Here is a 24,630-nt window from a genome sequence, read left to right as displayed (position 1 = left end):
TTCGACCTGTCGAACGTGGAACGTCGGCCCCGAGGAGCAGCCCGTGAACGCACGTCCCGCCTGGCTCGACGGCCATCTGGCGCCCGTCCCCGACGAGATCGACGCCGTGGGCCTGGCCGTCACCGGCACGCTCCCGCCCGAGCTGACCGGGCGCTTCTTCCGCAACGGCCCGAACCCCGTGGCGGGCCGGGACTCCGGGCACTGGTTCACCGGCCCCGGGATGATCCACGGGATCCGGCTGCGCGACGGCCGCGCCGAGTGGTACCGCAACCGCTGGGTGAAGACGGCCGCGCTCGCCGGCGCGCCGTTCGTCCGCCCCGACTTCTCGGTCGACCTGACGGCCGTCCCGGCGAACACCCACGTCGTCCCGCACGGCGACAAGATCTACGCGCTGGTCGAGGCCGGGCTCCCCTACGAGGTCACGCCCGAGCTGGAGACCGTCGGGCCGTGCGACTTCGGCGGACGGCTCACCACCGCCATGACCGCGCACCCCAAGCAGGACCCGGTCACCGGCGAGCTGCTGTTCTTCGGGTACGGGTTCCTCCCGCCGTACCTCACCTACCACCGGCTGTCGGCGGACGGGGAGCTGGTCGAGAGCCGCGAGATCGCCGTCCCGGGCCCGACGATGATGCACGACTTCGCGATCACCGAGCACCACGTCGTGTGGCTGGACCTGCCGGTCGTGTTCGACCTGGACCTCGCGGTGCACGGGAACGGGATGCCGTTCCGCTGGGACGACGGGTACGGCGCGCGGATCGGCGTCATGCCCCGCGCGGGCGGCGACGTCCAGTGGTTCGACGTCGACCCCTGCTACGTCTTCCACGTCGGCAACGCGCACGAGCGCGACGGGCGGATCGTCCTGGACTGCGCCCGCTACGAGCCCGCCGCGTTCGCCGACATCTGGGCGATGCTCGGCGGCACGTCCGACCCGGCCCGGCACGTCGGCGGCGCGGGCGGCGCGACGCTGCACCGCTGGACGTTCGACCCGGCCACCGGCAAGGCGACCGACGAGGCCCTGGACGACCGCTCGATCGAGTTCCCCACCCACGACGACGCCCGCACCGGCCGCGAGCACCGCTACCTCTACACCGTCGGCGGCGCGGTCGACCGGACGGGCGCGCCCGGCTCGATCGTGAAGTACGACCTGGCCACGGGCGGCGCCATCGCGGTGGCGGCGCAGACGCCGGGCGAGGCGGTGTTCGTCCCGGCGCCCGGCGCCCGCGCCGAGGACGAGGGCTGGCTGCTCGCGCTCGTCGGCGGGACGGAGCTGGCCGTGCTGGACGCCACCGACCTCCGGCAGGTCGCGTCGGTCGCGCTGCCGCGCCGCGTCCCCGCCGGATTCCACGGGAACTGGATCCCCGACGCTTGATTTGCACGGTACGCCCGGGGCTAGGCTGGGCTACCAGCGAGTAAGGCAAGTGACCGCTTATCCCGGGGAGGATCCCCCCATGACCGTCGCCACCGAACGCCCCACCCGTTTCGCGTCGCTCAACCCCGCCACCGGCGAGGTCGTCGCCGAGCACCCCGTCCACGACGCGGAGGCGGTGGCCGCGGCCGTCGCCCGGGCGCGCGAGGCGGCGCGCTGGTGGCGGGGGCTGGGCGCGAAGGAGCGGCGCCTGCGGCTGCTCAACGTCAAGGGCTCGCTCACCCGCAACCTGAACCGGATGGCCGAGACCATCCACCAGGAGACGGGCAAGCCGCTCGCCGACGCCCAGCTCGAAACGATCCTCGCGATCACGCACCTGGACTGGGCGGCCCGCAACGCCGCCAAGGTCCTCGGCCGGCGGTCGGTCTATCCGGGCCTCATGGCGCTCAACCAGAAGTGCGAGCTGGAGTACCAGCCGCTCGGCGTCGTCGGCGTCATCGGCCCGTGGAACTACCCGATCTTCACGCCGATGGGCTCGATCGCCTACGCGCTCGCCGCCGGGAACGCGGTCGTGTTCAAGCCGTCGGAGTTCACGCCGGGCGTCGGGGTGCTGCTCGCCGAGATCATCGACGCGGTCGTCCCCGAGCACCCGGTGTTCCAGGTCGTCACCGGGCTCGGCGAGACGGGCGCGGCGCTGGCGTCCTCGCCGGACGTCGACAAGATCGCCTTCACCGGCTCGGGCCCGACGGCCAAGCGCGTCATGGCCGCCTGCGCGCAGAACCTCACGCCACTCGTCGCCGAGTGCGGCGGCAAGGACGTCGCGATCATCGACTCCGACGCCGACCTGGAGGCCGCCGCCGACGCCGCGCTGTGGGGCGCGATGGCCAACGCCGGGCAGACCTGCATCGGCGTGGAGCGCATCTACGTCGTGGAGGACGTCTACGACGCGTTCCTCGCCACGCTCACCGCCCGCGCCGAGAAGCTGCGCCCCGGCTTCGACCGCGAGGCCGCCTACGGCCCGATCACGATGCCGAAGCAGCTCGACATCATCGAGCGGCACATCGCCGACGCGCTGGAGCACGGCGGACGGGCCGTCGTCGGCGGCCCCGAGTCGGTGCGCAAGCCCTACGTGGAGCCGGTCGTGCTCGTGGACGTCCCGGAGACGTCGGCGGCCGTCTGCGAGGAGACGTTCGGGCCGACGATCACCGTGCACCGCGTCCGCGACATGGACGAGGCCGTCGAGAAGACCAACGCGACCACCTACGGCCTCGCGGGCGCGGTGTTCTCCGGCGACAAGGCCCGCGCGCTGGACGCGGCCCGCCGGATCCGCTCGGGCATGACGTCGATCAACGCGTTCGGCATCTTCGCGTCGGTGGCGGCGCTGCCGTTCGGCGGCGTCGGCGAGTCCGGGTTCGGGCGCATCCACGGCGCGGACGGGCTGCGCGAGTTCGCCCGCGCCAAGGCCGTCACGCGGCAGCGGTTCGCGCTCCCGATGAACCCCAGCTCGTTCGGCCGGACCGAGAAGGAGATGGCCCGGATCGTCCAGCTCGTCAACATGCTGCACGGCCGGCGTTACAAGTAGGCCGCGTCCGCCGCGCCCCGGCTCGCCCGGGGCGCGGCCAGGATTGACGACTCCTTGATCATTCGCGGAGTCTACTCTGTGTGCTTATGTGGTCACTCTAAAGACATGACGATCAAGCACATGCGAGGCCCCGCGACGATCGCGCTGGCCTCGGCGTTGATGGGGACCCTCGTCACCGGCGCCGCGCACGCCGCGCCCCGGGGCGACGACCCCGCCACCGCGTCGGCGCCCGAGGCCAAGCTGGCGGTGCCGCAGAACATCGGCGTCCGCAAGTACGTGGACAAGGACCTCGTGACCGTGGGCGAGCGGCTGCACTACCGGATCCACGTTCACAACCGCAGCCGGTTCATCACCCACGCCGAGGTCACGGACGAGCTGGACAGCATCCGGGAACACGGCCGCATCCTCAGCATCGGCGCCACGACGGGCCATGTCACCCTGGGCCGCACGAAGTTCGTGTGGCACGGGATCCTCCAGCCCTACCGGGACGCGGACATCACGTTCACGGTCCGGACGGGCAAGGTCGGCTGGATCTTCAACACCGTCCGCTGGGGCGGCAAGAACCCGGGGCGGTCGACGGTCAAGACCCGCATCGTCCCGAAGCACACCAAGTAATCACCACGCCGCGCGCCGCCGTCCGCTCGCCGGACGGCGGCCTTCGCACGTCCGGGGGTCAGTCGCCGACGGCGCGCAGCACGCCGGGGCGGCGGCCCGCCAGCCGGTCCAGCGCGCGGGCGGCGTGCTCGTCGCCGGGCAGGTAGAGGACGATCCGCTGCGCGTCGCCGTCCGGGACGTCCAGCGTTTCGTACGCCAGGCGCAGCACCCCCGCCTCGGGATGCGCGACGCGCCGCGCGGCGGCCGGGCGCGGCGGGCCCGGCAGCGCCTCCATGCGCGTCGTGAACGGCGCCCCGGCGAGGACGGTCAGCTCGTCCAGGAACCGGTCGACGTGCGGGTCCCCGTGGACGGCGACCATCCGCAGGTGCGCGACGGCGGCGTCGGCGACCTCGTCCCAGTCGGGGAAGGCCGTCCGGGCGCGCGGGTCGGTGAAGACGTAGCGGTGCAGGTTGGGCCCGTCGCCGTCCAGGAAGCCGAGCGGCCCGGCGAGCGCCGCGAACCCGTCGGTCCAGGCGAGGACGTCGTCGAGCGCGTTGAGGACGACCGCCGGCGCAGGCTCCAGCCGGTCGAGCACCGCGCGCACCCCCGGCCGGACCGCGCGCGGCGGCGGGCTCCCGGCGTTCGGGCAGAGCATCCCGAACCCGCCCGCGGACGCCTTGGCGACGTAGCGGAACTGGATCCGCTCGTCGGGCGTCATCCGCAGCGCGTCCGCCAGCGCGCCCATGACCTGCGCGGACGGGTTGCGGTCGCGGCCCTGCTCCAGCCGGGTCAGGTACTCGACGCTGATCCCGGCGACGGTGGCCAGTTCGGCGCGGCGCAGCCCCGGCGTCCGGCGGCGCGGTCCCTCGGGCAGTCCCACGTCGGCGGGCCGGACGGCCTCGCGCCGCGCCCGCAGGAAATCGCCCAGCTCGTTGTCGCCCACCCTCGGGAGGCTACCCGCCGTCCGGTGTCCGGATCGTGGCCCTCTCACTACTACGCTCCGGAAAGTCCGTACATCGTATAGAGTTCTCGGTCGTCCCCCGAGCCGAGGAGCGCCCATGCCCGTCCATCCCGCCGACGCCCACGCGACGATCCAGGTCCGCGGCGCGCGGCAGAACAACCTCAGGAACGTCTCGCTCGACCTGCCCAAGCGGCGGCTCACCGTGTTCACCGGCGTGTCGGGGTCGGGGAAGTCGTCGCTGGTCTTCGGCACGATCGCGGCCGAGTCGCGGCGGCTGATCGACGAGACCTACACCGCGTTCCTGCAGTCGTTCATGCCGAGCACGGCCCGGCCGGACGTGGACGAGCTGCGCAACCTCAGCGCCGCGATCGTCCTCGACCAGGAGCGGATGGGCGCGAACGCGCGGTCCACGGTCGGCACCGCGACGGACGCGTTCACGATGCTGCGGATCGTCTACAGCCGGCTCGGCGAGCCGCACGTCGGGACGTCCAGCGCGTTCAGCTTCAACACGCCCGACGGCATGTGCCCGCGCTGCGAGGGGCTCGGCGAGGTGTCCGACATCGCCGTCGACCGGCTGCTGGACCGGACCCTGTCGCTGAACGGCGGCGCGATCACCGTGCCGGGGTTCGCGGTCGGGTCCTGGTACTGGCAGGTCATCGCCGGGTCGGGCCTGTTCGACCCGGACAAGCCGCTCGCCGACTACACCGACGAGGAGTGGGACGCGCTGCTGCACCGTCCGGCCGAGAAGCGCAAGGTGGACGGGCACAACCTCACCTACGAGGGGCTGATCCCGAAGGTCCGCCGGACGTACCTCAGCAAGGACCGCGACGCGATGAAGCCGCACCTGCGCGCGTTCGTGGACCACGCCGTCGTGTTCGCGACGTGCTCCGACTGCGGCGGGTCGCGGCTCAACGCGGCGGCGCGGTCGGCCGTGATCGGCGGCGTGAGCATCGCCGACTGCGCCCGGATGCAGATCAGCGACCTCGCGGGGTTCGTCGCGTCGATCTCGGACGCGTCCGTCGCGCCGCTGCTCGCCAACCTGCGCGACCTGCTGGACGCGCTGGTCGAGATCGGGCTCGGTTATCTCAGCCTGGACCGTCCGACGCTCACCCTGTCCGGGGGCGAGTCCCAGCGGGTGAAGATGGTCCGCCACCTCGGGTCGAGCCTCACCGACGTGACGTACGTGTTCGACGAGCCGACCGTCGGCCTGCACCCGCACGACATCCGCCGCATGAACGACCTGCTGCTGCGGCTGCGCGACAAGGGCAACACCGTGCTGGTCGTGGAGCACAAGCCCGAGGTCATCGAGATCGCCGACCACGTCGTGGACCTCGGCCCCGGCGCCGGGACCGACGGCGGCGAGATCTGCTTCACCGGGGACGTCGCGGGGCTGCGCGCGTCCGGGACGCTCACCGGGCGCCACCTCGGCCACCGCGCCGGGCTGCGCGCCGCCGTCCGGGAGCCGCGCGGCTGGATCCCGATCCGGGGCGCGGACCGGCACAACCTCCAGAAGGTGGACGTGGACGTGCCCGAGGGCGTCCTGACGGTCGTGACCGGGGTGGCCGGGTCGGGCAAGAGCAGCCTCGTCCACGGCTACCTGGCCGACCGGGACGGCGTCGTCGTCGCCGACCAGTCCCCCATCCGCGGGTCGCGGCGCAGCAACCCCGCCACCTACACCGGGCTGCTCGGGCCCGTCCGGAACGCGTTCGCCAAGGCCAACGGCGTCAAGCCCGCTCTGTTCAGCGCCAACTCCGAGGGCGCGTGCCCCGAGTGCAACGGGATCGGGCTCATCTACACCGACCTGGCGATGATGGCGGGCGTCGCGACCGTCTGCGAGACGTGCGAGGGACGCCGCTTCACCGCCGAGGTCCTCACCTACACGCTGGACGGCAAGAACATCGGCGAGGTCCTGGACATGCCGGTGCGGGAGGCGCACGCGTTCTTCGGGACCGGGCCGGCGCACGCGATCCTGTCCCGGCTGCTGGACGTCGGGCTCGGGTACGTCCGGCTCGGCCAGCCGCTCACCACGCTGTCGGGCGGCGAGCGGCAGCGGCTCAAGCTCGCCATCCACATGGCCGAGAAGGCGCGGACGTACATCCTGGACGAGCCCACCACCGGCCTCCACCTCGCCGACGTGGACCAGCTCCTCGCCCTGCTCGACCGGCTGGTGGACGACGGCAACACGGTCGTCGTCATCGAGCACCACCTCGCCGTGATCGCGCACGCCGACTGGCTCGTCGACATCGGGCCGGGCGGCGGGCACGACGGCGGACGGGTCGTCTACACCGGCACCCCCGCGCGGCTCGCCGCCGCGCCGTCCACCCTCACCGGGGAGCACCTGGCGGCCTACCTCGCCGGGTGAGTCTTAGGCCGTCCGCGTGGTCCCTAAGCCTCGCCTAGGACGCGGAGATAAGGCGTCGTCCCGATGCCCCGACCCCCGTCTTAGGGCGAATCTTGCTGATGTCAGGCCGAACCGGGCCGGACGCCACAGCAGGAGGAGACCCCAGATGCTGCACCCGGAGTTCACCGAGCAGATCACCAAGGACCGTACCCGGCGGCTCATCGCCGAGGCCAAGGCGGCGCGGCAGGCCGCCAAGGCGGCGAAGGCCCGCAAGCGGTGAGGCGCCGCAGGCCCGTCGCGCGGCCGTGCGGCTGCCGGCGCCCCCGTCCATCCCGGACGGGGGCGCTTCGCTTTCAGGCCCGGCCGCGGATGAGGTCGGCGGCGCGCTCGGCGAGCGCGATGGTCGGGGCGTTGGTGTTGCCGCGCGGGACGGCAGGCATGACGGAGGCGTCCACCACCCGCAGGCCGTCCACGCCCCTGACACGCAGTTCGGTGTCGCAGACGGCGTCGTCCGGGCCCATCGCGCACGTCGACGTCGGGTGGAACAGCGTGCCCAGCTCGCGCCGGACGAACGCGGTGAGCGCCGCGTCGTCGTCGGCCTGCTCGCCCGGCGCCAGCTCGCCGCCGGTCAGCTCGCCGAGCGGGCCGGTCGCCGCGATCTCCCGGGTCTGCCGGACGCCCGCCAGCAGGATCTCCAGGTCGGACTTCTCGGCCAGGTAGGCGGGATCGAGCAGCGGCTTGGCGTGCGGGCTCGCGCTCCGCAGCGTCAGCGCGCCCCGGCTCTCGATCGCGATGGCCGTGACCAGCACCGACACCGCCCGCGTCCCCGGGTCCACGAGGCCCTGCCGGACGAACGGCGTGGGCAGCACGTGGTACTGAAGGTCGGGCGCGGGCAGGTCCGGGGCCGTCCGGACGAACCCGCCCGCCTCCGCCACGTTCGAGGCCATCGGTCCGCGTCCGGCCGCCAGGTACGCGACGAGGTTGCGCGGCGTGGCCTGCTCCCACAGGTTCTTGGTGCGCGGCGTCGCGAACATGACGCTCACGTAGGGGTGGTCCTGGAGGCCCTGGCCCACCGGGGCGTCCACGACGACGTCGATGCCGTGTTCGCGCAGGTGGTCGGCCGGTCCGATGCCGGACAGCATGAGCAGCTGCGGGCTGTTCACCGCGCCGCCGGACAGGATCACCTCGGCGTCGGCGCGCGCCTCGCGGTTCTCGCCGCGCCGCTCGTAGCGGACGCCGACGGCCCGTCCGTCCTCGATGATCACGCCGGTGGCGAGCGCGTCGGTCTCGACCGTCAGGTTCGGCCGTGCCAGCGCCGGACGCAGGTAGCCCGCGGCCGTCGACCAGCGCTTCCCGCGCTTGTGCGTGACCTGGTAGAACCCGACGCCGTCCTGCTCGGCGCCGTTGAAGTCCTCGTTCGCCGCCAGCCCGTGCGCCTTCGCCGACGCCACCCACGCGCGGGTGAGCGCGTGCCGGTGCCTGAGGTCCTCGACGCGGAGCGGCCCGCCCGTCCCGTGGTACTCCGACGCGCCGTGCTGCTGGTCCTCGGCGCGCTTGAAGTAGGGCAGCAGGTCGTCGTAGCCCCAGCCGGCGCAGCCGAAGTCGTCCCGCCAGGAGTCGTAGTCGTGCCGCGCGCCCCGGATGTAGATCATCGCGTTGGTGGACGAGCTGCCGCCGAGCGTCCGCCCGCGCGGCCAGTAGACGCTGCGCCCGTCCGCGTGCTCCTGCGCGACCGTCGAGTAGTCCCAGTCGTAGGGCCCCTTGATCAGCGACGCGACGGCCGCCGGGATGTGGATCTCCTCCGCGTCGTCCGGCGGCCCGGCCTCCAGGAGCAGCACCGAGACGCCCGGGTCCTCGCTGAGCCGCGCGGCGAGCACGCACCCCGCGCTTCCCGCCCCGACGATGATGTAGTCGTACACGGCCGCCTCCGGAGTCGCTCCACAGACCGGGTCAAGTCAGAGAAACCTTACCGAACGCCGTTCGCCCGTCCCACCCCCTGAGCGGGGCGGCTTAGGGTGGTGGTCATGGCGAAGGACAGGGACCAGCCCGTCGTGCTGTCGCGGATCTACACGCGGACCGGGGACGACGGGACGACCGCGCTCGGCGACGCGTCGCGGACGCGCAAGACCGACCCGCGGCTGACCGCGTACGCCGACGTGGAGGAGGCCAACGCCGCCATCGGGGCGGCGCTGGCGCTCGGGAGCCTGGACGAGGCCGTCGCCGCGCTGCTGGTGCGCGTCCAGAACGACCTGTTCGACGTCGGGGCGGACCTGTGCGCTCCGGTCGTCCCGGATCCGCAGTTCCCCCCGCTGCGCGTCGAGGACGCCTACGTCGAGCGGCTGGAGGCGGCCTGCGACGAGTTCAACGCCGACCTGCCCCCGCTGCGCAGCTTCATCCTCCCCGGCGGGACGCCCGGCGCGGCGCTGCTGCACGTCGCGCGGACCGTGACGCGGCGCGCCGAGCGCAGCGCGTGGGCGGCGATCGAGGCGCACGGCGACGACGCTTCGGAGGGCGGGGTCAACCCGCTCACCGCGCGGTATCTCAACCGGCTGTCCGACCTGCTGTTCATCCTCGGCCGCGTGGCGAACGCCGGGCACGGGGACGTCCTGTGGAAGCCGGGCGGCGAGCGCTGAGGTCGGGTAAACCCCACCTTCGGGACGCCGGTCCGCCACCTGGCCCGGCCGCCCCTCCCCCGGCAGGCTGGAGTCGTCCACAGGGAGAGGGAGACGCGGGTGAAGACGGTCACGGGGACGGTGCTGGCGGGGGCCGCCGTGCTGGCGCTGGGCGGCTGCGGCCTGGTCAGCACCGGCGGGACGCGGCACGCCGAGCGCACCTACGACGTCGCGGGGACGTCGCGCGGGCTGGACGTGCGCGCGAACGGCGCGGTCGAGATCGTCGGCGCCGACACCGACAAGGTGACCGTCCGGGAGCGGGAGCGCTGGTCGAACGACCGGAACAAGCCGCGGCCGACGCACGCGGTCCGCGACGGGGTGCTGACGTTGGCGTCGCACTGCAAGCACGCCGTCTTCGGCGGGGCCTGCGGCGTCCGGTACCGGATCACCGTGCCCCGCGCGCTGGCCGTGACGGTGAACGACAACGACGGCGCAATAACCGTCCGCGATGCGACCGGCACGCTGAACCTCACCACCAACACGGGCACGATCAACGCGGAGAACCTGGGCGCGTCGGCGCTGACGGCCCGGTCGGGCGACGGACGGATCCGCGTCTCCGGCAAGGTGGGGAAGGCCAGCCTGCGCACCAGCACCGGCGCGATCGACGCCGAGCAGTTGGAGAGCACGTCGTTCACCGCGTCCACCGGGGACGGGGCGGTGCGCGTCGCCGGCCGCGCGGACCAGGCCGAACTGCGCACCAACACCGGCTCGATCCACTCGACGGGCCTGCGCAGCGACCGGCTGACCGTCCGGACGGGCGACGGGAGCGTCCGCCTGGCGTTCACCGTCCCCCCGACGCGGGTCGACGCCCGGACCAGCACCGGCTCGATCTACCTCACGCTGCCCGCCACCGCCGCGTACGCGATCGACACCGAGACGAACACCGGCGGGCGGCGGATCGACGACGCGCTGCGCCGCGACAGCGCCGCGTCCCGGCACCTGGACCTTCGCACCGGCGACGGCTCGATCACCGTCCGGGCGGCCTGAAACCCCGAGCCCCGCGCGCTCCGATCGGACCATAATGTCTCGATCGTTACGGGGACGGGGGACGCATGACCGAGCGCGGGGCACCGCTGGGGGATCGCTATCTGCTGGGCGAACGGCTGGCCGGTCCGGTCTGGCGCTGCCTGGACCGCACGACCGGCGCGACCCTTGCCGTCCGCTTCCTCCCGCCCGACGAGGCGCCGGAGGACCTCCCCCGCCACCGCCACCTCGTCACCGTCCACGACCGCGTGCCCCACGACGACGGGATCGCCCTCGTCACGGACCTGATCACGGGCGAGAACCTGGCCTCCTACGCGGCCCGCCGCCGCCCGCTGCCACCCGCCGAGGCCGCCTGGCTGACGTCCCAGATCGCCGAAGCACTCGCCGCCCTCCACGCGGCGGGCCGGACGCACGGCGCACTCGGACCCGCCGCCGTCCTGCTCGACCGCACCGACCGCACAGCACCCGTCCGCGTCACCACCCCCTGCACACCACGCACCGACGCCTCAACACCCGCCGACGACATCCGAGCCACCGGCCTCCTCCTCCACACCCTCCTAACGCAGACCACGCCACCTGACGCCACACCCGCCCCGGGCGCTTCCGTGCGGGCGTCGGACGGTCGCGTGCTCGTTCCGGACGGTCCGCTGCGGGCGATCGTCGAGCGGTGTCTCGCCGAGCGGGCCGACGACCGTCCCGAGGCCGCCGAGCTCGCCCGGGAGCTGGCGGAGTACGCCCGCGCGCACCGGACGAAGCCGTTCGCGCTCGCGCCGCGGAGGCCGTCGCCCGCGGCGCTGCTGTCGTCGGTCTTCGCGGGCGGGCCGGGCGCGGGGCTGCCGTGCGGCGGGCCGGACGCCGTGCTCCCCCGCCGCACGCCGCTGCTGCTCTGCGTCGGCGCCGCCGTGGCCGCTGTCGCGCTGGCCGCCGGGGTCACGCTGACGCTCACGACGGCGAGCGCCCGCGACGCCCGCGCCAACCCGCCGCACGACCGGCGCCGGCTCACGGACGCCGCGCGCGCGACGGACTGGCGCTGCGGCCCCCGCTCGTCCGCGGGCGGACGCGAGCTGCGCGCCTGCGTCCGCACCGACGGCCACCGCCTCTACCTGCGCGGGACGGTCACGCCGGTCGCGCCCGGCGACGACGTCCGGGTGACGCTCGTGCTGCGGGCGGACGGCCACGACGTCCAGTCCTTCACCTCGCCGCGCTGCGCGACGAGCGTCTGCACGTTCGAGACGTCGACCGTCCCGGCCCGCCGCGCCTACCGGGCGCTCCCCGCCTACTCGCTCGACGGCGCCCGCCGGGCCACCGGGGCGGAGAGCCCCGCCATCGCGTTCTAGCGGCCTACGGCAGCTCGGCGGCGGCGCCGAAGTGGCGGACGGCGTGCAGGACGCCGTCCGCCATCGTCCCGAGCAGCGTGAAGTCGACGTTCTTCACCGTGTCGCACATGGTGTGGTAGCAGGGGTCGTACGGCTCGCCCGCCTTGCCGCCGTAGGTGCGCACCTCGGCGGTGGTCTTGTTGCCGTCCGCGCCGGACTCCATGCCACCCGCCGGAATGCCCGCCTTCACGAACGGCCCGTAGTCGGAGCGCCCGGTGTACGGACTGTCGGTCACCGGCAGCCCGCGGGACGCGTAGTAGTCGCGGAACACCGCCTCGATCGCCCCCGACCCCGCCGGCGGGTCCTTCTCCGCGCCGAGCGACGCGTCCCCGTCGTAGACGCCCCGGACGCCGTTCACCGAGCCCAGCATGTCGAAGTTGAGCGCCAGCGCGATCTTCGCCCGCTCGGCCTTGGACAGCGTCGTGACGTAGTGCTCCGAGCCGCGCAGCCCGTCCTCCTCGGCCCCCCAGAACGCGAACCGCACGCGGTTGCGCAGCGGCGTCCGCGAAATCTGTCGAGCGACCGAAAGAATCACCGCAACCCCCGTCGCGTTGTCATTGATCCCCGGCCCCTCCGGAACGCTGTCGAGATGCGCGCCAACGACCACAACGCGTCCCGCCGCCCCGCCAGACGTGCGGCCGAGCACGCCGCCGGACGCCTTACCGCGCACGCGGCCTGCTGCTCCGCCGGACGCGGCGCCAGACACGCCGCCGGGCACGCGGCCCGCCGCTCTGGCGGGCGCTCCGGCGGGCGCGCCGGCGGGGGTGTCCGCGAGGACGTTCGCGCCGCGCTTGCGCACCGTCCCGGCCTTCGTCCGGACGTGCAGCCGCAGCGTTCCCTTTCGCGCCGCGCGCACCAGCGCGGACCCGATCGCGTAGGACGTCGACACCACCGGCAGCGCCCGCTGCTTCTTCAGCGTGCCGCCCGCGACGCTCCGCGCGTCCGGACGGTTGTAGATCACCATCGCCGACGCCCCCGCCGCGCGCGCCCGCGCCACCTTCACCGAGAACTCGCACGCCCCGCGCTGCACCAGCGCGATCGCGCCGCGCGGGAACCGGGCGAAGTCGGCGGCCTCGCACGCCGCCGTCCCCGCCTGCCCGGTCGCGGGCACGTCCACCGGCACCGCGCGCGCCGTCACGTTGCCCGACCCGGAGTACTCCATGGTCACGAAGTCCGTCCCGTGGACGTACGGACGGGCTTTGGGAGCCGTCCGCGCGAACTCAGGCGTGATCCGCTCCGCCCAGTCCGGATAGGTGAACCGCTGCACGGCCGGCGCGTACCCCGCCCGCCGCAGCTCCGCCACGACGTAGGCGACCGACCCGTCGAACCCGCGCGTCCCCGCCGCGCGGTTCCCGCCGTGCTCCTTGGCGATCCGCGCGAACGCATCGAGATCCCGCCGCACGTCCTCCATCAGCCCCGGCCCACGCGCCGACGGCGCAGCCTCGTTGCGCACCGAACGGGCCGCGGACGCGGACGAAGACACCAGAGGAACCACCGCGACCGGCACGAGCAGCGCGGCACACAGAATAGTGAGTTTCACGATCACCAAGAGTGCCGTCCCGAACACTGCCAGCCACTTACCGACGCGCCCGAAAACCCTGACCCCAGCGCCCGACCCACCGAACGCCCCGCAAAGGACGCCCGCCCCCACCCGCACCCAACCATCGCGAGCGCGTCAACACCCGCCACCGCCCGCGCCCGATGACCGAGGCCGCGTCAGCGCCCACCGCCATCCGCGCCAGACGGCCGAGGCAGCGTCCACCGCCATCGCCACCCGCGCCGGACGACCCGGCAGCGCCGTAGGCCGCCACCACCGCGCGCGTGACGACCAGGGCAGCGCCGAAGCCCGCTGTTCGCTGCGTGGGACGAGTGGGTGGCGAGGTCGGTCGTTGGTGGGTGGGGGCTATTCGGTTTGGGGGATGTCGACGGGGAAGCCGGGTGGGGCGGCTTCCAGCCAGGACAGGAAGCCGGTCAGGGCGGACGCGCCCATCGCGAGTTCCAGCCGCGTCCCGCCGTCGCGCACCGCGATGACCTCGACGCCCGGGAGCAGGCCCTCGGCCTCGCGGTCGCCCGGGGCGCGGCGGCCGGACACGACGAGGCCCCGGCGGTGGATCACCTGCCGGGGCCTGGCGCGGAAACCGAACACGCGGTGCCAATGCAGCGTGTCGCCCTGGTAGCGGGCGATGCCGAGGCGCCACGGCCCCGGCTCGCCTGTCTCCGGGCACACGCGCAGGCTGCACTCGACGGTCCCGCCCTTGCGGACGAACCACCGCCGCCGCACCGCCATGACCGCGAAAAGCACGGCGGCCACGAGAAAGACGACGGCGAGCACCCCGCCCACGTCCGCAGCCAGGTGCCCGCCCATCGAACCGTCCCGAACCTGTTACGCGTCGGCGCCCGCCGCGAGCAGGCGCGCCCGCGCCCGCCGCTCCGCGGTCGTGTCGGCGTCCCCGGCGGAGAGCGCCTCCTCCAGGGCCCGCCGCGCGTCCGCGACGTCGATCTCGTGCGCCAGCTCGGCCTGCTCGGCGAGCACCGACACCTCGTCGCCCGCGATCGAGAAGAACCCGCTGCCGACCATCGCGCGGATCTTCTCCGAGCCGTCGGCCGGTTCGATCGTCACGACGCTGCCGTCCAGCAGCACGCCGAGCACCGGGGCGTGGCCCGGCAGAATGCCGAGCTGGCCCTCGATGGTCTGCGCGACCACCAGTTTGGCCTCGCCGGCCCAGACCTCGCGCTCGGGCGAGACCAGACCGACCTTCAGGGTTGCCACTACGTCCTCCGAACCTCAAGCGGAGCGGACCGGCGGGCCGCCCGGAACGAACGGCCCGCCGGAACGACTACTTCTCCAGCTCCTTGGCCTTCTTCTCGACGTCCTCGATCCCGCCGCACATGAAGAACGCCTGCTCCGGAATGTGGTCGTACTTGCCCTCGGCGATGGCCTTGAAGGACGCGATCGTCTCGTCCTTCGGCACCGTCACGCCGGGCTGCCCGGTGAACTGCTCGGCCACGTACATCGGGTGCGACAGGAAGCGCTCGATGCGCCGCGCCCGCTGGACGGTGACCTTGTCCTCCTCCGACAGCTCGTCGATGCCGAGGATCGCGATGATGTCCTGCAGCTCCTTGTACTTCTGCAGGATCCGCTTCACCTCCTGCGCCACCGAGTAGTGCTCGTTGCCGAGCACCTGCGGGTCCATGATCCGGGAGGTGGACGTCAGCGGGTCCACCGCCGGGAAGATGCCCTTGGACGAGATGTCGCGCGACAGCTCGGTGGTGGCGTCCAGGTGGGCGAACGTGGTGTGCGGGGCCGGGTCGGTGATGTCGTCCGCGGGCACGTAGATCGCCTGCATCGAGGTGATCGAGTGGCCGCGGGTCGACGTGATCCGCTCCTGCAGCACGCCCATCTCGTCGGCCAGCGTCGGCTGGTACCCCACCGCGGACGGCATGCGCCCGAGCAGCGTGGACACCTCCGAACCGGCCTGGGTGAACCGGAAGATGTTGTCGATGAACAGCATCACGTCCTGGCCCTGGACGTCGCGGAAGTACTCCGCCATCGTCAGGCCCGACAGCGCGACGCGCAGACGCGTGCCCGGGGGCTCGTCCATCTGGCCGAACACCAGGGCGGTGTCGGCGAGGACGCCGGACTCGTCCATCTCGACCCAGAGGTCGTTGCCCTCACGCGTGCGCTCGCCGACGCCGGCGAACACCGAGGTGCCGCCGAAGTTGCGGGCGACGCGCCGGATCATCTCCTGGATGAGGACGGTCTTGCCCACGCCCGCGCCGCCGAACAGGCCGATCTTCCCACCGCGCACGTAGGGCGACAGTAGGTCGATGACCTTGATGCCGGTCTCCAGCATCTCGGTCTTCGACTCGAGCTGGTCGAACTTCGGCGCCTGCCGGTGGATGCCCCAGCGCTCGTTGATCTCCAGCGACGCCGTCGGGACGTCCAGCGCGTCGCCGAGGGCGTTCCACACGTGGCCCTTGGTGATGTCGCCGACCGGCACCGAGATCGGATTGCCGGTGTCGACGACGGACGCGCCGCGCACCATGCCGTCGGTCGGCTGCATCGAGATCGCGCGGATCATGTTGTCGCCGAGGTGCTGCGCGACCTCCAGCGTCAGCGTCTTGACCTCGTCGCCGAGTTCGACGTCGATGTGCAGCGCGTTGTAGATCTCCGGAATGGCGTCGGCGGGGAACTCCACGTCGACGACCGGGCCGATGACCCGGGCGACGCGCCCGGTGGCCGCCGCCGTCTCTACCTGAGCAGTCATTCTCACTCCCCGCCAGAATCGGCGAGCGCGTCAGCGCCACCGACGATCTCGCTGATTTCCTGGGTGATGGCCGCCTGCCGCGCCTGGTTCATCAGCCGCGTGTAGACGTCGATCAGTTCGTTGGCATTGTCGGTCGCCGACTTCATCGCCCGGCGGCGCGCGGCGTGCTCGGACGCGGCCGACTGGAGCAGCATGTGGAAGATGCGGCTCTCGATGTAGTTCGGCAGCATCAGGTCGAGCGCGTCCTTGGCGGACGGCTCGAACTCGTACGCCGGGAGCACCGGCCCGGTGCCGTCGTCCTCGCGTTCGCTGATCTCCAGCGGGATCAGCCGGCGGACCCGGACCTCCTGCGTCAGCATCGAGTGGAACTCGGTGAAGATCACGTGGATCTCCCCGACCCCGCCCTCGGCGTCGGTCTTCAGGAAGTCCTCGGCGACCCGGCGGCCGATCCGCTCGGCGGACTCGAACGTCGGACGGTCGCTGAACCCCGTCCACGCCTCGGCGTAGTCGCGGTCCCGGAACCGGTACCAGGTGAGGCCCTTGTTGCCCACCAGGTACATCACCGGCTCGCGGCCCCGGTCGCGCAGCCGCTGCGCCAGCGCCTCGGCCTCCCGCAGGACGTTGGCGTTGTAGCCGCCGCAGAACCCGCGGTCGCTGGTGATGACCACGACGGCCGACCGCGAGTCCTCCGGCTGCTCGTGCAGCAGGGGGTGGTCGATGCCGACGTTGTGGCTGACCAGCGCGGTGAGGGCCGCGACGATCTGGTCCGCGTACGGCTTGGACGCCGCCACCGCCTGCTGGGCCTTGACGATGCGCGAGGTGGCGATCATCTCCTGCGCGCGCGTGATCTTCGCGGTCGACTTGACCGACCGGATCCGCTGGCGCAGCTCGCGTACCTGTGCGGGCATCGGTCAGCCCTTCTTGACGCGGGTGATCGTCTCCTGGCCGACGGACTCCTCGTCGATGGCCTCGACCGACTCGTCGCCGAGCAGGTCGCCGCCGCTGGTCTCGAAGCCCCGCTTGAACTCGGTGATCGAGTCCTTCAGCGTGGTGAGGTTGTCGTCGGTCAGCTCGCCCGACTCGCGGATGCCCGACAGCAGGCCCGGGTGCGTGCGCTCCAGGTGGTCCAGGAACCCGCGCTCGAAGCGGCGGATGTCCTCGACCGGGACGTCGTCCAGCTCGCCGGACGTGCCCGCCCAGACCGCGACGACCTCCTGCTCCACCGGGAACGGCGAGCCCTGCGGCTGCTTGAGCAGCTCGACCAGGCGGGCGCCGCGGTCGAGCTGGGCGCGCGAGGCGGCGTCCAGGTCGGACGCGAACGCCGCGAACGCCTCCAGGTCGCGGAACTGCGACAGGGCCAGCCGCAGCGTGCCCGACACCTTCCGCATGGCCTTGATCTGCGCCGACCCGCCGACGCGGGACACCGACACACCGACGTTGATCGCCGGCCGGACGCCCTGGTTGAACAGGTCGGTCTCCAGGAAGCACTGGCCGTCGGTGATCGAGATGACGTTGGTCGGGATGAACGCCGAGACGTCGTTGCCCTTGGTCTCGATGATCGGCAGACCGGTCATCGAGCCGCCGCCCATGTCGTCCGACAGCTTCGCGCAGCGCTCCAGCAGACGCGAGTGCAGGTAGAAGACGTCACCGGGGTAGGCCTCGCGGCCCGGCGGACGGCGCAGCAGCAGCGAGACCGCGCGGTACGCGTCGGCCTGCTTCGACAGGTCGTCGAAGACGATCAGGACGTGCTTGCCCTGGTACATCCAGTGCTGGCCGATCGCCGACCCGGTGTAGGGGGCGATGTACTTGTAGCCGGCGGGCTCGGACGCGGGGGCCGCGACGATCGTCGTGTACTCCAGCGCGCCCGACTCCTCGAACTGGCGCCGGACGTTGGCGATCGTGGAGCCCTTCTGGCCGACCGCGACGTAGATGCAGCGGACCTGCTTCTTCGGGTCGCCGGTCTCCCAGTTGGCCTTCTGGTTGATGATCGTGTCGACCGCGACCGTCGTCTTGCCGGTCTGCCGGTCGCCGATGATGAGCTGCCGCTGGCCGCGGCCGATCGGCGTCATCGCGTCGATGGCCTTGATGCCGGTCTGCAGCGGCTCCTTCACCGACTGGCGCTGCACGACCGTGGGGGCCTGCAGCTCCAGGGCGCGGCGCTCGGTGGACTCGATCGCGCCCTTGCCGTCCAGCGGGTTGCCCAGCGCGTCCACGACGCGGCCGAGGAAGCCGTCGCCGACGGGCACCGACAGCACCTCCCCGGTGCGCCGGACCCGCTGGCCCTCTTCGATGTTGCTGAAGTCGCCCAGGATGACGGCGCCGATCTCGCGCACGTCCAGGTTCAGTGCCAGTCCGCGCGTGCCGTCCTCGAACTCCAGGAGTTCGTTCGCCATCGCGGAGGGCAGTCCCTCGACGTGGGCGATACCGTCGCCGGAATCGACGACGGTGCCGACCTCATCGCGCGCGGCGGCCTCGGGCTCGTACGACTGGACGAAGCGCTCCAGCGCGTTCCGGATCTCGTCCGGACGGATCGTCAGCTCCGCCATGATTCCTCTCTTGCTCCCTAAAGGGGTCAGCTCGGCTAGCCCGCGAGCCGCCGCCGGACGTCGTCCAGCCGGCCGGCGATCGTGCCGTCGATGATCTCGTCCCCGATCTGGACGGACAGGCCGCCCAGCGTGCTCGGGTCGATCTCGATGTTCAGGTGGACTTGGTGGCCGTACGCCGCGGCGAGCACGCCGGCGAGCCGGGTGCGCTGGTCGGCGGACAGGTCCACGGGAGTGCGCACGACCGCGACGAGCCGCTGCCGCCGCTGGGCGACAAGCCTGCCGTACTCGGCGAGCCCGCCTTCCAGGCTACGTCCTCGCGGGCGGAGCACCAGCTCCGTGATGAGGGTCAGCGCCGCCGCCGTGACCTTGCCGTCGAGCAGGTCGGTCAGCACGGCGGCCTTGCGGTCGTCCGGCAGGTTCCGGGCGACGAGCGCGGCGCGCAGGTCGTGCTCGCGCTCGATGACCCGGGAGAACCGGAACAGCTCGTCCTCCAGGTCGTCCACGCGGCCCTCGGCCTCGGCGCGGGCGGCCTCGGCGGTGACCGCGAGGTTCTCCAGGGCGTCCGACAGCTCCGACGGCTTGGACCAGCGCAGCCGGACCACGTCGGCGACCAGTCCGAGAGCGGCCGGGGAGATCTGGTTCTCCAGCAGCGCCCGCAAGAGCGCGTCCTTGGCGTCGGCGGCGGCCGACGGGTCGGACACCGCGCGGCGCACGCCGTGCTCCCGGTCGATCAGGTTCAGCACCGCGAACAGGTCCGCGCCCAGCCGGCCGAGGTCGGCGGACGGGACGACCGCGTCCAGCCGCTCCCGCGCCGCGGCCAGGGAGGCCCTGCCCACCGCTCCCGTGATGGTCATGATGTGATCTGCTCCCGGTGTCCCGCGCGGCCTTCGAGTTCCTCGAGGAACCGGTCGACCACGCGGCTCTGGCGGGCGGTGTCCTCCAGGGACTCGCCCACGACACGGCCGGCCAGCTCGACCGACAGCGCGCCGATCTCGGCGCGCAGCGCGGCCAGGGCCTGCTGCTTGTCCGCCTCGATCTGGGCGTGCGCGGCGTCGATGATGCGCCGGGCCTCGGCCTGGGCCTGCTCCTTCATCTGGGCGATGATCTGGTTGCCCTGCTCGCGCGCCTCCTCGGCCTGCCGGGTGGCGTCGCGCTGGGCCTCCTTGAGCTTGGCCTGGTACTGGTCGAGGGTCTGCTGCGCTTCCTTCTGCGCCTCCTCGGCCTTGGCCAGCCCGCCCTCGATCGCCTTGGTCCGCTCGGCGAGCGTCGCCTGGATCTTCGGGACGAACAGCTTGCCCACGAGGATCAGCACGATGGCGAAGGCGATGGAGCCGACGACGAGTTCGGCGGTGTCGGGGAGGACCGGGTTGGTGTCCCCGCCCTCGGCGAGCACCCTTGCGGCGAGCGCACTGCTCATGGCGGTTCCGCCTTCCTCTCAGAAGTGAGGGCCGTCGATCACTTGTGGACGAACGGCACGACGAAACCGATGAGCGCGAGCGCCTCGGTCAGGGCGAAGCCCAGCAGCATGTTCTGGCGGATGACGTTCACCATCTCGGGCTGGCGCGCCATGGCCTGCACGCCCTGGCCGAAGATGATGCCGACGCCGATGCCGGGGCCGATGGCGGCGAGGCCGTACGCGATGGAGCCGAGGTTGCCGCCGATGTGGTCGGTCGCGGCGAGAACAGCGCTCATGTCTGCTTTCCTTCTCATTCGACCGGTGGGGGTTGGGTCCACCGGAGGTTTGCGGTTACGGGATGGTCCGGGTCAGTGCTCGGGGTGCAGGGCGCCGCCGATGTAGGACGCCGCCAGCAGGACGAAGATGAACGCCTGGAGGCTCTGCACGAAGATCTCGAAGCCGGTCATGACGATCGTCATCAGGAAGCCGACGACGCCGACGCCGGCTCCGAGCGGGGTGAGCTTCTCGACCAGGAACCACCACGCGACGGTGGAGAAGAAGGCCAGGAGAAGGTGCCCCGCGAACATGTTCGCGAAAAGTCGGACCGAGTGGGTGAACGGCCGGAGGATGATGTTCGAGAGGAACTCGATCGGCGCGAGGATGACGTACAGCGGCTTGGGCAGACCGGGCGGGAACATCATGTTCTTGAAGTAGCCGACGAAGCCCTGGTTCTTGATGCTCAGGAAGATCATCAGCACGTAGACGAACGCCGCGAGCACGATCGGGAACGCGATGTGGGACGGCACCGGGAGCTGCAGGACCGGTACGACGCCCGCCAGGTTCATGAAGAGGACGAAGAAGAACGTCGTGAACAGGAAGCCCATCCACCGGTCGCCGTCCTTGCCGATCATCGGCCGGGCGACCTGGTCGCGGACGAACAGGTAGGCGACCTCGCCGACGTTCTGCACGCCGCGCGGGACGAGCTGCGCGTTGCCGAACGCCCGCCACGCGAAGACCACGAGGAGCAGGCCGGCGAGGGCGACGATGAGGACGGGCTTGGTCAGCCAGTCCAGCCAGGACGGCCCGCCGGGGAAAAGCGGCCCCCATTCGAAGATGTGGAGGCCGGGGGCCTCGAACTCATCTCCGCTCTGGGCGAGGAGGTGCGGCGCGCTCACGCGGCAGTCCCTTCGTCAGTGACACTGCAGGTCGGTCGGTACTTCGTGTGCGCGCCGCGGGGGCGCGACTTGGGTCCGGAGGCGGCCCGCCGTCCCGCGGGCGCCGTCAGCGGCCGTAGCGGAGGTAGACCAGGTAGAGCGCTAGAGCGAGGCCCACCAGGATTCCGATGGGGAACAGTGCCGAGGTGCCCAGCCAGCGGTCCAGGAGCCAGCCGATCCCGCCATAGACGGCCATGCCGCTCAGCGTGTGGCTGGGCACGGACCAGGCGGCGTTGGCGAAGCTCCGGTGTTCCGAGTCCGGGTCGGACTCCGGACCGGGCGTGCGCTCCTCCTCGCTCATCGCAGGACGGACCATAGCAGCCCAACTCCCTGGTGGTCATATCGGTGTGGTCCGCGGCCGGCGGCGCTTTCCGGCCACCGTGGGGGCGGTGTCCCGCGGGTTTCATCACGGGCCCCGGTCACCGGCGTCCGCGGCCCCTGCGGGTTCCACGTAGAGCGTCTTGGCGCGTCCGGTCGCGCGCAGTTCCGCGCCGATCCAGACGAGCGTGAGCGCGATGACCGACCAGCCGAACGCCTCGGTGTCCCAGACGGTGACGTCCTGGAGCAGGGCGACGACGGCGAACATCGCGAAGATCTTGACGATGTAGCTGAAGACGGCGGCGGCGAAGATCGCCTGCGGGGAGATCTTGGACGCGTAACTCACCGCGACCACGCTGATCGAGAAGAAGACGAGCACGACGACCGCGCCGACGGCGGCACCCAGCGCTCCCTTCGTCCCGCCGAGGAGCAGGCCCGCCGCGACGGCGGCCACTCCGGCGAGCGCGGAGGGAATCGCGGCGCCGCGGAGAATCCGGGCGTCGGAAGATTGCATGAGGGCTCCGGCTGGTCACGGTCAGTGGTCGTCTCTTGTTCGTGAAAGGTATCACAAGCGTCCGGAACGTCCACAATTACCCTAGATGTAACGGGTTAACGACTCGCTAACGTTGCGGTCGTTCACCTGTGCACAAAGGGACTCTAGCCCAGGTCAGAGGCCGAAAGACCGGGAACGGAGCGCAGGGGCGGGCGGACGCTTGACAACCCGAGTTCATGTTACCCGGCGGTAGGAACGGGTGGGATCCGGGGGTGCCCGTGCGGATCAGACGGACTCGCGGGGACGCTCGGCGGGCCCCGCCGCCTCGCGCGCGGCGGCCCGGCGGGCGGCGCGGCGCGGCATCCCGAGCATGAGCACGACCCCGGCGACGGCCACGGCCACGGTGACCGAGATCACGATCACCTGCCGGTTCGTCAGCGCGAGCGCGACCAGTCCGGCGGCGAGCAGGCCGACCCAGAAATACATGATGAGAACGGCGCGCCGATGCGAATGGCCCAGTTCGAGAAGGCGGTGGTGCAGGTGCCGCTTATCGGGCGAGAAGGGCGAGCGCCCGTCATTGGTGCGGCGCCACACGGCGAGCAGCATGTCCAGGAACGGAACGGCCGCCACCGCCGGGACCAGCAGCAAAGGCACCCAGAAGGGGAAAAGGGAGTAGTAGCCGAGGATCGCCGGATCGAACTGCCCGGTGAGCAGGATCGTGGACGCGCTCAGCAGCAGCCCGATCAGCATCGAGCCCGTGTCGCCCATGAAGATGCGCGCCGGGTTGAAGTTGTGCGGCAGGAATCCGGCGCACATTCCGACGAGGACGGCGGCGGTGAGCGTCGCGCCGGTCAGGGTCGTCAGCCCGTTGGTCTTGGTGAGCAGGTAGGCGTAGAAGAACAGGGCCGTCGCGGCGATGCCGACCGTGCCCGCCGCGAGGCCGTCCAGGCCGTCGATGAAGTTCACCGCGTTGATCGTCGCGACGACGATCAGGACCGTCAGCGGGACGCCGTAGGTCGGCGGCAGCGACAGCGCCTCGCCGTTCGGCAGCGGGATCACGTAGAGCTGGATGCCCTGCATGATGAAGATCCCGGCGGCGGCGACCTGCCCGGCGAACTTCGTCAGCGGGTCCACGCCCCAGCGGTCGTCGGCGATGCCCACGAGCACGATCAGCCCGCCCGACAGCAGCAGCGCCTTGCCGACGTTGACGTCCCCGCCCGCGAGCACCTTGCGCATCTCCGGCAGGCCGGTCGCGACGATCAGCGCCGCCGCCATCCCGCCGAACATCGCGAGGCCGCCGAGCCGGGGCGTCGGGATGACGTGGACGTCGCGGTCGCGCGGGGCGGCCTGCGCGCCGAACCAGACCGCGAACCGGCGGACGGCGGGCGTGAGCAGGTAGGCGACGAGCGCGGCCACGAGGATCGTGAGCAGGTACTCGCGCACCGCCCCTCCCTTCCTCAGCCGCGCGGTCCACGGCGCCCGATCGGGCGCACCCGGACAACTCTATGCCTCTCGCCCGACCGGCGTGGCGTCCCGGCGACGGCGGCCCCGGCGGCGAGGGCGAGGAGCGCCGCTCCGGTCGGCGTGGCGTCCCCCGCCGAGACGGCCCAGAGCCCGTCGCGGACGGCGGCCGTCCCGAGGTCCCCGGCGACCAGCGCCAGCCCGAGCCCGGCGAGGACGGGCGCCGCGCTCCGCCGGACGGGCGGGTTGCGCAGCGTCCACGGCAGCGCGGCGAGGGCGAGGACGAGCGCGGCGACGCCGGTCCAGCTTCCGCGCCAGCGCGGCGGGGCGTACCGGGGCGGCGGCGCCGCGACCGCGCCCTTCGGCAGCCGGGCCTTGATCAGCATCCCCTCGTGCGGGGCGAGGTCGCGCTGGCTGAAGATCAGGGCGAACGGGCCGTCGCGGCGGCGCACGCACCGGGTGACGGGCGGGTCCCCGGCGCGGCAGCCCGCCCGGAACCGCGCGGGGGCGGCGATCCGCACCGCCGCCTCGTCCACCGGGACGTCCCAGGAGGCGCCGAGGGCGTCCCAGACGAGTTCGGCGCGGTCGGCGCGGGGCGTGAGCAGGCCCGTCAGGTCGTACTCGATGACGTACGCCTGACGGCCGCGCACGGCCGGTCCGTCGCCGCCGACGGCGATCCGGACGTCGTGCGGCAGCGTCCGCACGCGCGCGCGGGCGGGCGCGCCCGTAGAGGAACTGGTCCGGACGTCCCGGACGCCGTAGACCCGGCGGCCCTCCCGGTACCGGACGCGCCGGACGATGCCGCGCTCGTCCCCGCCGAAGTCGTAGGTGATCGTCTCGTGGACGTGGACGACGCCGTCGTTCCGCACCGTCAGCACCACGTCGTAGGCCGGGATCCGGTCCCCCGGCGTGCCGTCCGGCGCGGCGGGCAGCAGCGCGAGGGCGGTCGCGAGGACCGCCGCGGCGGCGAGGCTCCCGGCGAGCGCGCGCATGTACGCATGGTTCCACCCGGAGCACCGTCCGTGCCGCCGAACCGGTGCGGGCGTCCGCGTAAAGTC

23 protein-coding genes are annotated in these 24,630 nt (G+C 72.4%); 7 read left to right on the top strand and 16 right to left on the bottom strand.

Annotated elements, in window-relative coordinates; genetic code table 11:
* Window positions 1-43 precede the first annotated feature (43 nt).
* The 3 genes from GQ466_RS02055 to GQ466_RS02045 all read left to right on the top strand — a co-directional run bounded on the left by GQ466_RS02055 (window position 44) and on the right by GQ466_RS02045 (window position 3,563).
* Window positions 44-1,369 (top strand): carotenoid oxygenase family protein, encoded by a 1,326-nt coding sequence (locus tag GQ466_RS02055; protein WP_337193276.1) that lies wholly within the window; start codon window positions 44-46, stop codon window positions 1,367-1,369.
* A gap of 79 nt (window positions 1,370-1,448) precedes the next feature.
* Window positions 1,449-2,948, top strand: coding sequence for an aldehyde dehydrogenase family protein (locus GQ466_RS02050; RefSeq protein ID WP_161101048.1), 1,500 nt, complete (start codon window positions 1,449-1,451; stop codon window positions 2,946-2,948).
* Between the two features lie 105 nt (window positions 2,949-3,053).
* Window positions 3,054-3,563 (top strand): hypothetical protein, encoded by a 510-nt coding sequence (locus GQ466_RS02045; RefSeq protein ID WP_161101047.1) that lies wholly within the window; start codon window positions 3,054-3,056, stop codon window positions 3,561-3,563.
* 58 nt (window positions 3,564-3,621) lie between these two features.
* On the opposite strand, the gene GQ466_RS02040 is transcribed toward GQ466_RS02045, so the two are convergent.
* Window positions 3,622-4,485: an MmyB family transcriptional regulator gene (locus tag GQ466_RS02040; RefSeq protein WP_161101046.1), complete on the bottom strand. Its 864-nt coding sequence runs from the start codon at window positions 4,483-4,485 to the stop codon at window positions 3,622-3,624.
* 115 nt (window positions 4,486-4,600) lie between these two features.
* Here GQ466_RS02040 and GQ466_RS02035 point away from each other — a divergent pair, with 115 nt between their 5' ends.
* Entirely contained in the window at window positions 4,601-6,865 is a 2,265-nt protein-coding gene (locus GQ466_RS02035; protein WP_161101045.1) for an ATP-binding cassette domain-containing protein, read from the top strand.
* Window positions 6,866-7,197: 332 nt separating this feature from the next.
* Here the strand turns inward: GQ466_RS02035 and GQ466_RS32580 are convergent, their stop codons facing one another.
* Window positions 7,198-8,763 (bottom strand): GMC family oxidoreductase N-terminal domain-containing protein, encoded by a 1,566-nt coding sequence (locus tag GQ466_RS32580; RefSeq protein WP_161101044.1) that lies wholly within the window; start codon window positions 8,761-8,763, stop codon window positions 7,198-7,200.
* A 105-nt stretch (window positions 8,764-8,868) separates the two neighbouring features.
* Between GQ466_RS32580 and GQ466_RS02025 the strand changes: the two genes are divergently transcribed.
* The 3 genes from GQ466_RS02025 (at window position 8,869) to GQ466_RS02015 (ending at window position 11,837) form a co-directional block, all read left to right on the top strand.
* A complete protein-coding gene (locus tag GQ466_RS02025) occupies window positions 8,869-9,477 on the top strand; it encodes a cob(I)yrinic acid a,c-diamide adenosyltransferase (RefSeq protein WP_161101043.1) in 609 nt (202 codons plus the stop codon).
* Between the two features lie 99 nt (window positions 9,478-9,576).
* A complete protein-coding gene (locus tag GQ466_RS02020; protein ID WP_161101042.1) occupies window positions 9,577-10,503 on the top strand; it encodes a DUF4097 family beta strand repeat-containing protein in 927 nt (308 codons plus the stop codon).
* Window positions 10,504-10,568: 65 nt separating this feature from the next.
* A complete protein-coding gene (locus GQ466_RS02015; RefSeq protein WP_161101041.1) occupies window positions 10,569-11,837 on the top strand; it encodes a protein kinase family protein in 1,269 nt (422 codons plus the stop codon).
* A 4-nt stretch (window positions 11,838-11,841) separates the two neighbouring features.
* On the opposite strand, the gene GQ466_RS31195 is transcribed toward GQ466_RS02015, so the two are convergent.
* The 14 genes from GQ466_RS31195 to GQ466_RS01945 form a co-directional block, all read right to left on the bottom strand.
* A complete protein-coding gene (locus GQ466_RS31195; protein WP_237417571.1) occupies window positions 11,842-13,287 on the bottom strand; it encodes a M20/M25/M40 family metallo-hydrolase in 1,446 nt (481 codons plus the stop codon).
* Window positions 13,288-13,779: 492 nt separating this feature from the next.
* Complete coding sequence (locus GQ466_RS02005) at window positions 13,780-14,241, bottom strand: DUF2550 domain-containing protein (protein WP_161101040.1); 462 nt, start codon at window positions 14,239-14,241, stop codon at window positions 13,780-13,782.
* An 18-nt stretch (window positions 14,242-14,259) separates the two neighbouring features.
* Window positions 14,260-14,646, bottom strand: coding sequence for a F0F1 ATP synthase subunit epsilon (locus tag GQ466_RS02000; RefSeq protein WP_161101039.1), 387 nt, complete (start codon window positions 14,644-14,646; stop codon window positions 14,260-14,262).
* A 67-nt stretch (window positions 14,647-14,713) separates the two neighbouring features.
* Window positions 14,714-16,144 carry a F0F1 ATP synthase subunit beta gene (gene atpD / locus GQ466_RS01995; RefSeq protein WP_161101038.1) on the bottom strand — a complete coding sequence of 477 codons (1,431 nt, stop codon included), beginning with the start codon at window positions 16,142-16,144 and terminating at the stop codon, window positions 14,714-14,716.
* A gap of 2 nt (window positions 16,145-16,146) precedes the next feature.
* The gene (locus GQ466_RS01990) at window positions 16,147-17,052 is read right to left on the bottom strand and encodes a F0F1 ATP synthase subunit gamma (protein ID WP_161101037.1); all 906 of its coding nucleotides are present in this window, start codon (window positions 17,050-17,052) and stop codon (window positions 16,147-16,149) included.
* Between the two features lie 3 nt (window positions 17,053-17,055).
* Complete coding sequence (gene atpA / locus GQ466_RS01985; RefSeq protein WP_161101036.1) at window positions 17,056-18,690, bottom strand: F0F1 ATP synthase subunit alpha; 1,635 nt, start codon at window positions 18,688-18,690, stop codon at window positions 17,056-17,058.
* A gap of 35 nt (window positions 18,691-18,725) precedes the next feature.
* A complete protein-coding gene (locus tag GQ466_RS01980) occupies window positions 18,726-19,544 on the bottom strand; it encodes a F0F1 ATP synthase subunit delta (RefSeq protein WP_161101035.1) in 819 nt (272 codons plus the stop codon).
* Entirely contained in the window at window positions 19,541-20,107 is a 567-nt protein-coding gene (locus tag GQ466_RS01975) for a F0F1 ATP synthase subunit B (RefSeq protein WP_161101034.1), read from the bottom strand. The genes GQ466_RS01980 and GQ466_RS01975 overlap by 4 nt, the downstream gene beginning before the upstream one ends.
* 38 nt (window positions 20,108-20,145) lie before the next feature.
* The gene (gene atpE, locus GQ466_RS01970; protein WP_103564244.1) at window positions 20,146-20,382 is read right to left on the bottom strand and encodes an ATP synthase F0 subunit C; all 237 of its coding nucleotides are present in this window, start codon (window positions 20,380-20,382) and stop codon (window positions 20,146-20,148) included.
* A gap of 72 nt (window positions 20,383-20,454) precedes the next feature.
* Window positions 20,455-21,261 carry a F0F1 ATP synthase subunit A gene (atpB, locus tag GQ466_RS01965; protein ID WP_161101033.1) on the bottom strand — a complete coding sequence of 269 codons (807 nt, stop codon included), beginning with the start codon at window positions 21,259-21,261 and terminating at the stop codon, window positions 20,455-20,457.
* A 106-nt stretch (window positions 21,262-21,367) separates the two neighbouring features.
* Complete coding sequence (locus tag GQ466_RS01960) at window positions 21,368-21,616, bottom strand: AtpZ/AtpI family protein (protein ID WP_237417570.1); 249 nt, start codon at window positions 21,614-21,616, stop codon at window positions 21,368-21,370.
* A 90-nt stretch (window positions 21,617-21,706) separates the two neighbouring features.
* Window positions 21,707-22,132 (bottom strand): Cg1360 family ATP-synthase-associated protein, encoded by a 426-nt coding sequence (locus tag GQ466_RS01955; RefSeq protein WP_161101032.1) that lies wholly within the window; start codon window positions 22,130-22,132, stop codon window positions 21,707-21,709.
* Between the two features lie 264 nt (window positions 22,133-22,396).
* A complete protein-coding gene (locus tag GQ466_RS01950) occupies window positions 22,397-23,554 on the bottom strand; it encodes an MraY family glycosyltransferase (protein WP_161101031.1) in 1,158 nt (385 codons plus the stop codon).
* A gap of 14 nt (window positions 23,555-23,568) precedes the next feature.
* Entirely contained in the window at window positions 23,569-24,564 is a 996-nt protein-coding gene (locus GQ466_RS01945; RefSeq protein ID WP_161101030.1) for a DUF2207 domain-containing protein, read from the bottom strand.
* Window positions 24,565-24,630: the final 66 nt, after the last annotated feature.

The sequence above is a fragment of the Actinomadura rayongensis genome (assembly GCF_009831215.1).
Lineage (GTDB): Bacteria > Actinomycetota > Actinomycetes > Streptosporangiales > Streptosporangiaceae > Spirillospora > Spirillospora rayongensis.
The sequence above is the reverse complement of the archived record's forward strand: the minus strand, read 5'-3'. Positions and strand labels throughout refer to the sequence as shown.

What these genes read in the sequence shown, in the direction of transcription:
- GQ466_RS02050 (WP_161101048.1), top strand. Translation starts at nt 1,449, where the DNA reads ATGACCGTCGCCACCGAACGCCCCACCCGTTTCGCGTCGCTCAACCCC.
- GQ466_RS02045 (WP_161101047.1), top strand. Translation starts at nt 3,054, where the DNA reads ATGACGATCAAGCACATGCGAGGCCCCGCGACGATCGCGCTGGCCTCG.
- GQ466_RS02035 (WP_161101045.1), top strand. Translation starts at nt 4,601, where the DNA reads ATGCCCGTCCATCCCGCCGACGCCCACGCGACGATCCAGGTCCGCGGC.
- GQ466_RS02025 (WP_161101043.1), top strand. Translation starts at nt 8,869, where the DNA reads ATGGCGAAGGACAGGGACCAGCCCGTCGTGCTGTCGCGGATCTACACG.
- GQ466_RS02015 (WP_161101041.1), top strand. Translation starts at nt 10,569, where the DNA reads ATGACCGAGCGCGGGGCACCGCTGGGGGATCGCTATCTGCTGGGCGAA.
- GQ466_RS31195 (WP_237417571.1), bottom strand. Translation starts at nt 13,287, where the DNA reads ATGGAGGACGTGCGGCGGGATCTCGATGCGTTCGCGCGGATCGCCAAG.
- GQ466_RS02005 (WP_161101040.1), bottom strand. Translation starts at nt 14,241, where the DNA reads ATGGGCGGGCACCTGGCTGCGGACGTGGGCGGGGTGCTCGCCGTCGTC.
- atpD (WP_161101038.1), bottom strand. Translation starts at nt 16,144, where the DNA reads ATGACTGCTCAGGTAGAGACGGCGGCGGCCACCGGGCGCGTCGCCCGG.
- GQ466_RS01990 (WP_161101037.1), bottom strand. Translation starts at nt 17,052, where the DNA reads ATGCCCGCACAGGTACGCGAGCTGCGCCAGCGGATCCGGTCGGTCAAG.
- atpA (WP_161101036.1), bottom strand. Translation starts at nt 18,690, where the DNA reads ATGGCGGAGCTGACGATCCGTCCGGACGAGATCCGGAACGCGCTGGAG.
- GQ466_RS01980 (WP_161101035.1), bottom strand. Translation starts at nt 19,544, where the DNA reads ATGACCATCACGGGAGCGGTGGGCAGGGCCTCCCTGGCCGCGGCGCGG.
- GQ466_RS01975 (WP_161101034.1), bottom strand. Translation starts at nt 20,107, where the DNA reads ATGAGCAGTGCGCTCGCCGCAAGGGTGCTCGCCGAGGGCGGGGACACC.
- atpE (WP_103564244.1), bottom strand. Translation starts at nt 20,382, where the DNA reads ATGAGCGCTGTTCTCGCCGCGACCGACCACATCGGCGGCAACCTCGGC.
- GQ466_RS01960 (WP_237417570.1), bottom strand. Translation starts at nt 21,616, where the DNA reads ATGGTCCGTCCTGCGATGAGCGAGGAGGAGCGCACGCCCGGTCCGGAG.
- GQ466_RS01955 (WP_161101032.1), bottom strand. Translation starts at nt 22,132, where the DNA reads ATGCAATCTTCCGACGCCCGGATTCTCCGCGGCGCCGCGATTCCCTCC.
- GQ466_RS01945 (WP_161101030.1), bottom strand. Translation starts at nt 24,564, where the DNA reads ATGCGCGCGCTCGCCGGGAGCCTCGCCGCCGCGGCGGTCCTCGCGACC.